Below are 13,280 nucleotides of genomic sequence, written 5' to 3' on the forward strand. Positions count from 1 at the left end.
TAAATAACAGCACTTTCTCAATTATCTTGTTAGTGCAGGATTTTACAACTTTTTGAAGAAAAAAATTAAGGTTGGTACAATAAAGTTGTAAGAATATGATGAGGATAATGAGGAGGGGCGAATATGACGAAACGGAAAAAAATTCTAATAGTTGTAGTTGTTGTTGCGATGTTGCTGCCCCTTTTAGAAGGTCTGTTTTCGATTTCTTCCATTTGGCGAACATCTGCGAATGAACCCAAAGCAAGTGAAGTTGTTAAAACTGATTTTCTAAAAGTGGATTATGAAGTAAGTGACTCGAGTGAAACCAATGGTCTAGTAGAATGGCTGATTAACTATCATTATGATATGAAAAGCAATTCTGATTTTGAAGAAGGAAAATTTAAGTTTAAAGTTGATGGATTAGATACTAGTCAACACGGATTCGTCCCTCCGGAAAATCGGTTTGTCAAAGGTGTTACAGAACAAAATGAACCAACCGGATGGTACGAAGAAGATGAATTTGGAACAGAAAAATCGGGGACGATCAAAATTCAAGCGCCAAAAAATACCAAAATGTCTTTAAGTGTTCAAATGGATGGACGCAATGAAATGATTCCAAATGATTCAGAAGAATCGGCACTATCTGAGGCTCAAGAAGAGGTACAAAAGAACATTCAATTTGATGAAAAAATAGATATTTTAGATGATGCAATCACGGGGCCTTTTGAGATGGTAGCACCTAAAACAGTCCCAAATAGTAAAAATTCAGGAAACTTAGATAATTCAAAACAAGGTACTAACCAGACAAGTAGTAATAACGCTGAAGGAAAAAACGCAGTAATACCTTCTGCGAAACCCGCGATGTTACGAAATACTAAAGGAACTATTATTACTCGAGGTTCAGAGCTAATGATTGGCGAAGATGCATTTAGTGATAACTTTACAATTGAGAACATAAATCATGGGAAAGATGGAACTAAAGCTGTAACTATTGAGACTAAAACAAAAACCTATAAGGATAGTAATTCACCATATTCACCTGCAACTTCTGCAGATGTACTGAAAGAGAATAAAGTTTATACATTGTTTCCGAAAAAGACAAACGTTTCTAAGTCAATTGGAATTCGTTTTAAAAATGCTGATGGTAATAAAGCAACTCCAACAACACTAACTGGTACCAATTTTGATTTAGTTTACGACTTTGTTGGCTATGTAAATGTTGGAACTAAAACTACGCCACAACTAATCCCAGTTGGAGCAAGAGTAAATGTATCAAATATTGTAATAGGCCGAACGGCTAAGACATCAGGAGGTATGCCGGCTAATGGGGATAATATGCCTTGGATGGAATTTTCTAACAATTTGTATTCTGGTGTAGTTTATGGTTTTACAAAAAAGATGGAACTTAACTTCCAGTTTTATGTAGCTGATCCTACGACTAAAAGTTTGACTAATCAAACTATTGATTTTGGTGACAACACTGATGTTAACAATGCGCAATTAACCTTTGCTTCACTGAATGGATATGGGAATGAACAGTCTGCAATTAAGGATGGAACTAAAGCTGGTGTTACTCCGACTGGAGCAGTTGCTAATCGCCACGAGTTTGCTGGAAAACTGACTGATGATGGTAAAGATGATACAACAGGATTGGGAACTTTATCGGCGGATACTAAACTTAGTTATCATAAAACCGGAACAGCTGGGCATACTTATGATGCAGGAACTTACTATAGCTCATCTGTGTACGAGTTTGACGATAAGGTTGGTGGGGTAGACTACCAAATTAGTGCGGTAAGTTTTCCACTCAGCGGGACAAGTAATAAGTTCAAGTTGGGTACAACTTATGGACGTGCGTGGAACTCATTTATCAGCTCTGCTGTACGGCCAACTACTCACGAGGCTCCAACTAAAACCGTTCACCCCACCTCCAATGCTGGCTTTTCCAACCGTTATTTTAATGATTTAGATCGTTTTGATTACGAGCAAGGTAAAGATTGGGAACTACCACAACATAAGCGTGTACCAGGACATGATGCAGATAACGCTAGCGGGTTAGCTACCGGAATAGCTAAAAAAGAAAATAGATATGTGCAGACTGGTCAATCTCATTATTACTTTATTAATCAAGATACAATTAACATGGTAGCAGGTGGATTAATTAGCCCAATTAGTTATGAAATCACAGATAAATTACCTGTAGGAGTTGAATACGAGAGTGCAACGTTATACGATTTGAAGGGTAATACTCTAACTGATGGCTTTAGTATTAATAATAATAACGGAAGCTTGACATTTAAAATTCAAGGAAACGCAGCGAGTAAGATTAATACCCAATCGCGACAAGTTGGGTATTACGGAAAAGATTTCTCGATAAGAGTTAAGGTGAAAGTCACCAAGGCATTTTCTTGGCAAGGAGAAACTACTTCCAATAATCAAAACGTAATGTATAGTAGTTCTGGCAATTGTCGGAGGATTAGGCGCCTTTTATGTTTATCGTAATAAGAAAGGAGGCGCTTAAAATGAAAAAGATTATGACAAGCTTACTAGCACTGTTACTGCTATTACCTTTAGTCCTTACTTTTACTAGTAATGGCGAAACCATCGCAGAGGCCGCCGATAATCCTGAAGAAGTGACAATTTATTTGCACAAACGAATTTTCCGTGATCTTCGTTGGAAAAATAATAAAGAGCTGGAAGATTGGGAGTATCAAAATGATGGTCTGCAAATTGTGGGTGAACAATTAACAGAGCAAGATAATACGTTACTAGAAAATTCACTACCGTTAAATGGTGCGATGTTTGATATCTACGATGCAACCCCTTGGTATAAAGATGTCAAAGAAAAAGGGCAACTGCCAAATGGAGTCAAAGTTTCTTCCCAAAAAGATTTTGTTGACTATATCGCAACTCTAGCCCGAAAAGAAGCAATTAAAATGGCGGAGGAGTCAAATTTAACTAAAGTAAACGCGCAAGCGATTGTTTCACAAAAAACGGAAATGCCAGATGGCCGAACGTTAGAAGGAATTGCAACATTTCCTAAATTACCAGTTAAAAGTGGCGATGAAGAGGCAGCCTATTTGATTCTTGAAACAGGTCTGACAGAGAAAAAAGATTTAAACGTGGATATGGAAAAATTAGGTCGACCACTTTTAATCAGCCTACCAATTTATGTCAATGACGAAAGTCTAACGCAAATTCATCTTTATCCTAAAAATGTGGGCTATGTCCGTGATCCGTACTTCTTTAAATTTGGGCAACAAGCAAATGGTGAAGATTTAGGACCAATTGCCGGCGCGAAATTTGCAATATATCGTGAAGAGGATGGCAAGAAACTTTATCTGGACATGAGTGATGTTAATGACTTGAAGAACAAATGGGTGGAATCAGAAGATCCGCTTTATGATGATCGTGTTAATATTTTTGAGTCTGATAAAGATGGTTTGGTAAATACGGGTGCACGCTTTTTACCATCGGGAACCTTCTACTTTGAGGAATTGGAGAGTGCTGAAGGGTTTGTAATCGGCAATAAAGAAAAACGAATCAAAATTGAAGTTCCAGAATCTTGGTACGATGAAGATGGCAATTACTTGCCAGTATTAATTGATGGACAACCAATGTTGGAAAATCCAGACGGTGAAGTTCCAGCGCAAGCGATGGAAGAAAAAACGCCTCGTGTCTATAATACGCAAGAAGAACCACCAACTGAATCATCAACACCAGCAGAACCAACGAGAACTCGTGGTCGACTACCACAAACACTTGGCGAGTTGGTTGATACCGTTGCAACAACAGCGCGACGGATGTTACCAAGAACCAACGAAGGCAAAGCAGCCTTCTCATTATTCGGCGTTATATTAGCCGGTGGTGCAGTATTCTTATGGAAAAAGAAAAACGATAAAGACGATAAATAGCATACTGCAAAAAGATCGGAGGAATTTTCCTCCGATTTTTTTTGACATTATCTTTATTTTTTTCGTTGTTAAAGTGAGGGGAAGTGATCGAGGTGTATTTAGTCGTGAGTCCAAATCAATTAGGTTATTTTAAAGCAGAGACAACGGCAAGACGTTTGAAAGTTTTTCTAAAAGAAACCAAAGATGAAAGACGCTTTTTAACGTATTTACGTTTTATTGATGTTTGTAGTAAATTGTTTGTTAAGATAGCGCCTTTACGTCTTGAACTATATCAAGCAGAAGTCATTGCGATTTATCAAAATAAGCATTGGAACCACTTTATGATTGCTCATTTACATTATTTTCGAGCGCTTTTTTCAAATATTCAATGGTTTTATATGCTGCACAAATTACGGCAATTTCAGCGACTGCTTCTCATTGCAAAAATAGGGGAAAAGGCCATTCCTCATTTAGCTGAAATGATTGTTCCAGCGGGCACAAGTTTAAATAAAAATGGCTTGCAAGTGGTCTATGATTCCAGTTAGAAAGATCGGTCATTTTGTTAGTATTTCATAAATAATTTGCTAAATTTGAGAGCATTTCGTTTGACCATTACTGACCAAAGGCGTATTATTATATTGTGAGTAAAGGAACAATACTACGACATTCGTGCCAAAAAGGTGAGATAGTAGTATGATAAAAGTAGTTGAGCTCACAGTAAATTAAGACTTTAGGAGGAATGGCAAATGAATATTGAAAAAATGACGACAACTTTACAAGAAGCTATCGCAGAAGCACAGCAAGTTGCGGTAACACGTCATCATCAAGAAATCGACATTGCTCATTTATGGAAAATTTTCTTACAACCAAATCATTTTGGACGTAATTTTTATACGGATGCTGGTGTAGATGTTGCATCTTTTGAAAGAGAAGTCGATCAGGCAATTGATGAATACCCAAGTGTAGCTGGCGGAAATGTAGCTTATGGTCAAAGCATGAGCCAAAATTTATTTAATCTATTAAATAAAGCAGACCAATTACGGGAAAGTTTCGGAGACGAATTTTTAGCCACTGAAATCGTAATTTTAGCATTAATGAAATTAAAAAATTATCGTTTGACGAAATATTTGGTGAACCAAGGAATTACGGAAAAAGAATTACGCCACAATATTGAAGTAATGCGTGGAGGAGAAAAAGTGACCTCAAAAAATCAAGAAGAACAATATAAAGCATTGGAAAAATACGGTGTCGATTTAGTGCAACAAGTTAAAGCTGGTAAGATGGATCCTATTATTGGACGGGATGAAGAAATTCGTGATGTCATTCGGATTTTATCACGAAAAACAAAAAATAATCCTGTTTTAATCGGGGAGCCTGGGGTTGGTAAAACGGCTATCGTAGAAGGACTAGCCCAACGGATTGTGCGCAAAGATGTTCCAGAAAATTTAAAGGATAAAACGATTTTTTCTCTTGATATGGGTTCATTAATTGCCGGCGCTAAATTCCGTGGCGAATTTGAAGAGCGACTAAAAGCGGTTTTAAAAGAAGTGAAAAAAGCAGATGGGCGCATTATTCTTTTTATTGATGAAATTCACAACATCGTGGGGGCTGGCAAGACCGAAGGCAGCATGGATGCCGGAAACTTATTAAAGCCGATGCTTGCCCGTGGTGAATTGCATATGATTGGTGCTACAACATTAGATGAATATCGGCAATATATGGAAAAAGATAAGGCGCTAGAACGCCGGTTCCAAAAAGTTTTAGTCGCAGAACCAACAGTGGAAGATACAATCTCGATTTTACGGGGACTAAAAGAAAGATTTGAAATTCACCATAGCGTTAATATTCACGATAATGCTTTAGTTGCTGCTGCGACGCTTTCTGATCGTTATATTACCGATCGATTTTTACCAGATAAAGCGATTGACTTAGTCGATGAAGCAAGTGCGACAATTCGGGTGGAAATGAATTCTATGCCGACAGAATTAGACCAAGTAACCAGACGTTTAATGCAACTTGAAATTGAAGAAGCAGCGTTGAAAAAAGAAAGCGATGACGCATCGAAAAAACGTTTAGAAATTTTGCAAGCAGAGTTGGCTGAACTTAGAGAAGAAGCAAACGCCATGAAGATGCAATGGGAAACTGAAAAAGAAGAAGTGAACCAGATTACCAATAAACGTTCTGAAATCGATAAGGCTAAGCACGAATTAGAAGATGCTGAAAATAATTATGACTTAGAACGTGCAGCCGTGCTCCGTCATGGAACCATTCCTCAATTAGAAAAGGAATTGGAAACACTAGAGGAAAAAGGGACCGACGATCATGTGCGCTTAGTACAAGAATCGGTTACAGAAGAAGAAATTGCTGCTGTTGTCGGTCGTATGACCGGAATTCCCGTAACGAAATTAGTTGAAGGAGAACGGGAAAAACTAATGAAGCTAAACGAAACACTGCATAAACGGGTCATTGGTCAAGATGAGGCCGTCAATGCGGTAAGTGATGCGGTAATTCGTTCTCGTGCGGGTTTACAAGATCCCAATCGTCCATTAGGTTCTTTCTTGTTTTTAGGACCAACCGGCGTTGGTAAAACAGAATTAGCAAAAGCGTTAGCTGAAAACTTGTTTGATTCAGAAGACCATATGGTGCGAATTGATATGAGTGAATACATGGAAAAGCATGCGGTCTCACGTTTGGTTGGTGCACCTCCAGGCTATGTCGGCTATGAAGAGGGTGGCCAATTAACAGAAGCTGTTCGTCGCAATCCCTATACCATTGTTCTTCTAGATGAAATAGAAAAAGCACATCCGGATGTCTTTAATATTTTATTACAAGTTTTAGACGATGGTCGCTTGACGGATTCAAAAGGACGGGTGGTAGACTTTAAAAATACAGTCATGATTATGACAAGTAACATTGGTTCACAGTTTTTATTAGAAGGTGTGACAGAAGAAGGCACGATTAAAGAAGATGTGAAAGAGCAAGTCATGAATTTATTACGGGGCCACTTCAAACCAGAATTCTTAAATCGGATTGACGATACAATCTTATTTACACCACTAAGCCTTGAAGACGTAAAAGGAATTGTCGATAAAATAATTGCACAATTGTCCAAGCGCTTAGAAGATCAAGAAATCGTCCTAGAAATTAATGAAGCTGCGAAAGTTTGGATTGCTGAAAATGCATATGAACCAGCATATGGTGCGCGGCCTTTGCGACGCTTTATTACCCGTGAGGTGGAAACGCCACTGGCTAAAGAAATTGTGTCTGGTCGAGTTTTGCCAAAGACCAAAGTTACTATCAGTCTTTTAAATGACCAATTGGTTTTTCAAAATGAAGCAATGGCAGAAAAATAAGAAAAAAGATAAATTGTGTTAAATGGAAAGTGTCATTTACAAAAAGGGAACCAGACTGTGATGTCTGGTTTTTTTTCTTTTGCAGGTGACGAATTACTAGGTGAAAAATCCATTCTCCACTATAATTAGAAAAAAGAGGATAAAAGGAGATAGTCAAATGGAAATAAAAACGCAGATTGTACCAGAAGTGTTGTTGTTAGAAAAAGAACAAGAAATCGATGCGGAGGATTTTGGTACAGCATTGGCAGATGCCTATGAAGAAATGGCGACAGCCCTTCTTAGTGCGGGTGTGGCAGTCAAAGGAGAACCTTTCGTTCATTATTTAGCAGTCGAAAGTAAAGGTGAAATTCACACTGACCCTTTAAAAGTCGGATTTTGTTTGCCAATTGAAAAAGAATTTTCTGTTGCATCACCTTTAAAAATCAGAAAACGGCCAGCTTTTAATGCTGCCGTAGCCAGCTTTTTAGAAGATGATAACGATAGTGAACTAATTTATCGCTTGCTTTTAGAAGAAATAGAAAAAGAAAAAGGCACATTTACCTATGAAAGCTATGAGTATTATGAAGAAGTTGCAGGAAAAGCAGAAACCATTATTCAATTACCCTATCTGTAAAATCGATAAGAGTAAAAGTTGCCCAGTGTAAAATGCATCTGTAATTTGCAAATGGACCTGTGATAAGCTGATAAGCCTATCACAGGTCCATTATTACAAATTAAAAGGGTTCCATAAGTAGCAGATTACGTTTATTTTTTTAGCGTAAATAAGTACCACGTATTTTTTTGTTTAGAAATAATCACTAAAGTAAGCTTCCATGTCGGGGATAATTTGCTCTAATAAATGAATTGTTTTCTTGCTAGCGGCTTGTAGACGTTCAATGCGGTATAAATAAGAAGCGCGGCGATAATTCATTAAAAGACAGCTTAAAGTTTGAATATCAATTGTGACACTTGGGCCTATAGCAACACCTTTTTGAATTACAACTTCATCATCTTTACTCATAACAGAAAAAGTATCATTGTTCCAATCCGCAATGGGATCGGTTACGACAAAGTGAAAAGCACCGTCAAAAGATTCAAAAGGAAATCTTTTTAAAAACTCTGCAACATCCACAATTCTAGCCATGTAATAAGGTTCGATTGTTTCCGTAATCTGACTATCTTCTAGTAAAAAGGCCAATGGTTCGTTTTTATAAATATCTCCTTTTACCCAATAAACCATCGAAAAATGCGCAGAAATAAAATTCCATAAGCCGTTGCGAGCTTCTTGATTTAAATAAAACATTTCTTTAACATGAAAAATTTCTTCGGCGACCCAATAAAATAAAACGCCCGTTGGCTTACCAGCGCCGTCATAATAAATTGCGGCAGTCCGTTCCTCTTCATTTTCATAACGCCAGTATTCTTCCCAATGAAAATGACTGCGTTTTAAAGCACCATGATTTTGCTTGGCAAAAGTATCGTAAACAGCAAAAACATCGGGATGATCTACGTTTTGACGTTCTACCATTCCAGGGACATCTACTTGTTTGGGTAATTGGGTGTCACGAATTTTAAACGTCAATTTGTCTGACATAATTTCCCAACCTTTACGGCGATAGTAGGGGATGTTATAAGGATAAAGGTATGAAATCCATTGCTTGTCTTCGCGCATTGTTTCCAATGCTTTTTTCACTAAATCTTGCATTAGCCCGTGACCGGCATATTCTGGATAGGTGCCAACACCTGTGATGCCTCCCATTTTGTATGCAGCACCATGAATATTTACTTCACAAGGATAAATGGCAATTTGAGAGATCAACTGCTCTTTGTGAAACCAGCCGAATACTTTTGATAACTCTAAAATCGGCTTTTTTGATTTGATCATTTCTTTTTTACTATCAAAGCCGCTTTCTTCAATATCTGATTCTGTGATTTGAAAAACATAACTTAATAACTCGTTAAATTGATCAACATCTTTTTCTTCCACCGGTAGAATTTGTAATTCGTCGCGAAAGTGTTCCTCCATAATTTCAACTCCAATTTTTGTTCTTAGTTTTAGTATAACAAAGATTGGCAAATTTGTTGTTTTTGAGATGGGGAAAACTCTTTAAATATCTAAGTTTCGTTGGTATAATGAAAAGGCTGAAGTTAGCAGACCGCAGGGATTTTGTCGCGGTAATAAAGAAATGAGGGTATATATGAATCTAGCAGAAATGAAAAAAAGACAGGAAATGATTCGGAATTTCTCCATCATTGCCCATATTGACCACGGAAAATCCACGTTGGCAGACCGTATTTTAGAGCAAACCCATACGGTGACGAGTCGGGAAATGCAAGATCAATTGCTAGACTCAATGGATTTGGAAAGAGAACGTGGTATAACGATCAAATTAAATGCCGTTGAATTAAATTACACAGCAAAAGACGGTCAAACGTATATTTTCCACTTGATTGACACGCCCGGACACGTCGATTTTACTTACGAAGTTTCCCGCAGTTTAGCTGCTTGTGAAGGTGCTGTTTTAGTAGTCGATGCCGCACAAGGGATTGAAGCGCAAACTTTGGCCAATGTTTATTTGGCATTAGATAATGACTTGGAGATTTTACCGGTTATTAATAAAATCGATTTACCTGCTGCTGATCCAGAACGCGTGCGCCAAGAAATTGAAGATGTTATCGGTATTGATGCCAGTGAAGCAGTTTTGGCTTCAGCCAAAGCCGGCATTGGCATTGAAGAAATTTTAGAGCAAGTCGTTGAATATGTTCCTGCTCCAAGTGGCGATTTAAACGCACCATTAAAAGCGTTGATTTTTGACTCGATTTACGATTCATATCGTGGGGTCGTTTTAAATGTGCGGGTAATGGACGGTGTTGTTAAACCAGGAGATAAAATTCAATTAATGAGTAACGGTAAAACATTTGATGTAACAGAAGTCGGGGTCTTTTCACCAAAAGCGATTGCCCGAGATTATTTAATGGTAGGAGACGTAGGGTATATCACCGCCGCAATTAAGACCGTACAAGATACCCGGGTTGGTGATACGGTTACCTTAGCGAAAAATCCTGCCACTCAAGCTTTAGAAGGCTATCGTAAGATGAACCCAATGGTATTTTGTGGGTTGTACCCAATTGATACGTCACGTTACAACGATTTGCGGGAAGCGTTGGAAAAATTGCAATTAAATGATGCTGCCTTACAATTTGAACCCGAAACCTCACAAGCTTTAGGTTTTGGTTTCCGTTGCGGATTCTTGGGCTTATTACACATGGATGTTATCCAAGAACGTTTGGAAAGAGAATTCAATTTAGAGTTGATTACGACAGCGCCTTCTGTTATTTATCACGTCAATAAAACAGATGGCACTCAAGTTATTGTCGATAACCCGGCTGATTTTCCAGATCCTGTCTCCATTCAAAGTGTGGAAGAACCTTATGTGAAAGCCCAAATTATGGTACCAAATGATTATGTTGGTGCAGTGATGGAATTATCACAAAGAAAACGTGGTGATTTTGTCACGATGGATTATTTGGATGATTATCGGGTTAATGTCGTTTATGAAATTCCATTGTCTGAAATTGTCTTTGACTTTTTTGATAAGTTGAAATCCAGCACCAAAGGATATGCCTCATTAGATTATGAAATGTCTGGTTACCGCACAAGTAAGCTAGTGAAGATGGATATCTTATTGAACGCTGAAAAAGTCGATGCCCTAAGCTTCATTGTTCACCGTGACTTTGCCTTCGAACGTGGGAAAGCCATCGTTGAAAAACTGAAAAAATTAATTCCTCGTCAACAATTTGAAGTGCCAGTTCAGGCTGCAATCGGACAAAAAATTGTTGCGCGGTCAGATATTAAAGCACTCCGCAAAAACGTATTGGCCAAATGTTACGGCGGGGACGTCTCCCGAAAACGTAAATTATTGGAAAAACAAAAAGAAGGTAAAAAACGAATGAAACAAATTGGTTCTGTCGAAGTCCCACAAGAAGCCTTCATGGCTGTTCTGAAAATGGACGATGATGAACCTAAGAAATAGCAAGGGATTCTTGAAAACGAAATTTAAAATGACGTGAATTTTCATGATTTGCCTACGATTTGCCGACGTAAAAATTATGTCGTCGGCAAATTTTTTTATTTTTGGCTTCCCGTTGCTTTTGTAAAGATGTCAATTGTTTCATTTTTCATCTTCTTCGTAACATGAGCGTAGGTGTCTAATGTTGTAGAAATTTTACTGTGACCCAGCCGTTCTTGAACAGATTTAGCGTTTGCTCCATGCTCAAGTAAAAGGGTGGCATGCGTGTGACGTAGACCGTGAAAATTAAATCGGAACCCTAATGCTTTAGAAATTCTTGTACAATTCCATTTAATTGAATTTGGCGTTACTGGCTCGCCATTTTCCTTTGTGCAGACGTAAGGGCTGTCGAAGTAAAATTGACCATATCTAATTTTATTTTCCATTTGTCGTTTCCGATGTTCTTTCAGTGTGCGCAATAAACCTTCGTCAATATCAATCGTTCGATAACTCGATTTTGTTTTTGGAGTACCCATTTTAATTCCGTACTTATCTTGTAGCATATTTCTTTCAACTTTAATTGTTTTTTCCTCAAATGAAACATCACTCCAATATAATCCGCAAACTTCACCGCGTCTCATTCCAGTTCCCCATCCAACTTCAAGTGGAATTCGGAAAGAAGAGGCGATAGGAGTAATATTCAATATTTCCTGGTACTGCTCGATTGTTATGATACCTAAATCTTTCCGTGTCTTTTTATTACTTTCATCATAAGTAGGTGGATCACAATATTGCATAGGGTTTTCTTTAATGAGTTTGTATGGGAAAACCGCACGCTTTAAACCACCACCGATAACTGTAATTATAATTTCAACAGTGTGTTTAGCTAGACGTGTTCCGTTTTGATTAAAATCAGGTAGAGAATCAACAAATTTTTGAAGTTTATCAGGTCCAATTGATTTTAATTTGTATTTTCCTATCCCCGGTTTGATGTACTTATCAATTATGTTTCGATAATTTTTTTGTGTATTATATTTCAATTTACGTTCAACATAATCTTTAAACCAGTAGTCAAAATAATCTGCAACACTAATATTTGTTAAATCAATAGTATCTCCGTTCTCATAGAGTTTCATCGCTTCACGCATCTTTGCTAACGCTTCTGTTTTTGTATTTCCTCCAACTCGTTCTATACGTTTTCGTTTTCCTCCTATAGAAGCAGCTTCGAAAGAATAGTACCATTTCGAACCTCGTTTTCTTACTGATCCCTCCATAATTATCATTCCTTTCTAATTTTGTATATCTCAACATACTAATATATACAAACGTATGTTCGTTTTGTGAGTAAAAAGAAAAGGCCGAAGCCTAATCTTTATTTTTTAATTTAAATTAATACGCTCTGTTTCAGTTCCCCAAACACCAGTTTGGACTTGTATTTGTGTAGATGGATCGTTGATTGTTTCTTCATTCACGTCAAAAACAACTTTACCAGTCAAACTGCTTTCTGGATTCAATTCTTGATAGAAAAAATCTAGACCGGTACTGCCGGATTCTTGATTAGCTGCAATTGATGCAGATGAATCAGTTTTGAACTCGGTTTTACCTTTGTACAATTTAAAAAAATCATCTGCAATTGTAATGGCCTTATCGCCGTTATTTGTGATAGTTACGTCGAGTACGATATATTTAGCCTTAGCATTTTGAGCGGTATATTCACCGCCTACTTGATCTTTTACTTCTTTGCTATTAATTACATACTCAACAGTGCCAACAGGAACTTTATCACCGATTTTATATACTTTTTCTTCCTTAGGAGCTTCATTAGCTTTAGTACTTTCTTTTGTTTCTTGTTTATTTGAGTCTGCTACATTGGAAGAACTATTTGCTTCTTTGACAGCATTGTTTTCATCATTGCCGCTACCAAGAGCGCCACCGATACCAGCAACAACTATGACTACTAGAATCCAAAACCAAACTTTCTTATAGAATGGTTTTTTCTCCTTCATTACATAAGTTTTTCCATCTTCCCCAGTTACTTTTTTCTTTGCCATACCAAAAATCCTCCT

9 protein-coding genes are annotated in these 13,280 nt (G+C 37.5%); 6 read left to right on the forward strand and 3 right to left on the reverse strand.

The features are described from left to right. Positions 1-123: 123 nt before the first annotated feature. The 5 genes from P3T75_RS06005 to P3T75_RS06025 all read left to right on the forward strand — a co-directional run bounded on the left by P3T75_RS06005 (position 124) and on the right by P3T75_RS06025 (position 7,838). The gene (locus tag P3T75_RS06005; RefSeq protein WP_282462466.1) at positions 124-2,481 is read left to right on the forward strand and encodes a hypothetical protein; all 2,358 of its coding nucleotides are present in this window, start codon (positions 124-126) and stop codon (positions 2,479-2,481) included. Positions 2,482-2,501: 20 nt separating this feature from the next. Further along, positions 2,502-3,893, forward strand: a complete 1,392-nt coding sequence (locus P3T75_RS06010; RefSeq protein ID WP_282462467.1) for a pilin N-terminal domain-containing protein — start codon at positions 2,502-2,504, stop codon at positions 3,891-3,893. 104 nt (positions 3,894-3,997) lie between these two features. Continuing rightward, the gene (locus tag P3T75_RS06015) at positions 3,998-4,417 is read left to right on the forward strand and encodes a hypothetical protein (RefSeq protein ID WP_282462468.1); all 420 of its coding nucleotides are present in this window, start codon (positions 3,998-4,000) and stop codon (positions 4,415-4,417) included. A 201-nt stretch (positions 4,418-4,618) separates the two neighbouring features. After that, positions 4,619-7,225 carry an ATP-dependent chaperone ClpB gene (clpB, locus tag P3T75_RS06020; RefSeq protein ID WP_282462469.1) on the forward strand — a complete coding sequence of 869 codons (2,607 nt, stop codon included), beginning with the start codon at positions 4,619-4,621 and terminating at the stop codon, positions 7,223-7,225. A gap of 157 nt (positions 7,226-7,382) precedes the next feature. Next, on the forward strand, positions 7,383-7,838 hold the full coding sequence (locus P3T75_RS06025; protein ID WP_230710662.1) for a hypothetical protein: 456 nt from the start codon (positions 7,383-7,385) through the stop codon (positions 7,836-7,838). A gap of 171 nt (positions 7,839-8,009) precedes the next feature. On the opposite strand, the gene P3T75_RS06030 is transcribed toward P3T75_RS06025, so the two are convergent. After that, positions 8,010-9,230: a GNAT family N-acetyltransferase gene (locus tag P3T75_RS06030; protein ID WP_282462470.1), complete on the reverse strand. Its 1,221-nt coding sequence runs from the start codon at positions 9,228-9,230 to the stop codon at positions 8,010-8,012. A gap of 172 nt (positions 9,231-9,402) precedes the next feature. Between P3T75_RS06030 and lepA the strand changes: the two genes are divergently transcribed. After that, positions 9,403-11,238, forward strand: coding sequence for a translation elongation factor 4 (gene lepA, locus P3T75_RS06035; RefSeq protein WP_282462570.1), 1,836 nt, complete (start codon positions 9,403-9,405; stop codon positions 11,236-11,238). Positions 11,239-11,333: 95 nt separating this feature from the next. Here lepA and P3T75_RS06040 read toward each other — a convergent pair whose 3' ends face one another. Together P3T75_RS06040 and P3T75_RS06045 are read right to left on the reverse strand one after the other, a co-directional pair. After that, entirely contained in the window at positions 11,334-12,488 is a 1,155-nt protein-coding gene (locus P3T75_RS06040) for a tyrosine-type recombinase/integrase (RefSeq protein WP_282462471.1), read from the reverse strand. Positions 12,489-12,593: 105 nt separating this feature from the next. Continuing rightward, entirely contained in the window at positions 12,594-13,265 is a 672-nt protein-coding gene (locus P3T75_RS06045; RefSeq protein WP_282462472.1) for a DUF4352 domain-containing protein, read from the reverse strand. Positions 13,266-13,280: the final 15 nt, after the last annotated feature.

This window comes from Enterococcus montenegrensis (assembly GCF_029983095.1).
Taxonomy (GTDB): domain Bacteria; phylum Bacillota; class Bacilli; order Lactobacillales; family Enterococcaceae; genus Enterococcus_C; species Enterococcus_C montenegrensis.

What these genes read in the sequence shown, in the direction of transcription:
- P3T75_RS06005 (WP_282462466.1), top strand. Translation starts at nt 124, where the DNA reads ATGACGAAACGGAAAAAAATTCTAATAGTTGTAGTTGTTGTTGCGATG.
- P3T75_RS06010 (WP_282462467.1), top strand. Translation starts at nt 2,502, where the DNA reads ATGAAAAAGATTATGACAAGCTTACTAGCACTGTTACTGCTATTACCT.
- clpB (WP_282462469.1), top strand. Translation starts at nt 4,619, where the DNA reads ATGAATATTGAAAAAATGACGACAACTTTACAAGAAGCTATCGCAGAA.
- P3T75_RS06025 (WP_230710662.1), top strand. Translation starts at nt 7,383, where the DNA reads ATGGAAATAAAAACGCAGATTGTACCAGAAGTGTTGTTGTTAGAAAAA.
- P3T75_RS06030 (WP_282462470.1), bottom strand. Translation starts at nt 9,230, where the DNA reads ATGGAGGAACACTTTCGCGACGAATTACAAATTCTACCGGTGGAAGAA.
- lepA (WP_282462570.1), top strand. Translation starts at nt 9,403, where the DNA reads ATGAATCTAGCAGAAATGAAAAAAAGACAGGAAATGATTCGGAATTTC.
- P3T75_RS06040 (WP_282462471.1), bottom strand. Translation starts at nt 12,488, where the DNA reads ATGGAGGGATCAGTAAGAAAACGAGGTTCGAAATGGTACTATTCTTTC.
- P3T75_RS06045 (WP_282462472.1), bottom strand. Translation starts at nt 13,265, where the DNA reads ATGGCAAAGAAAAAAGTAACTGGGGAAGATGGAAAAACTTATGTAATG.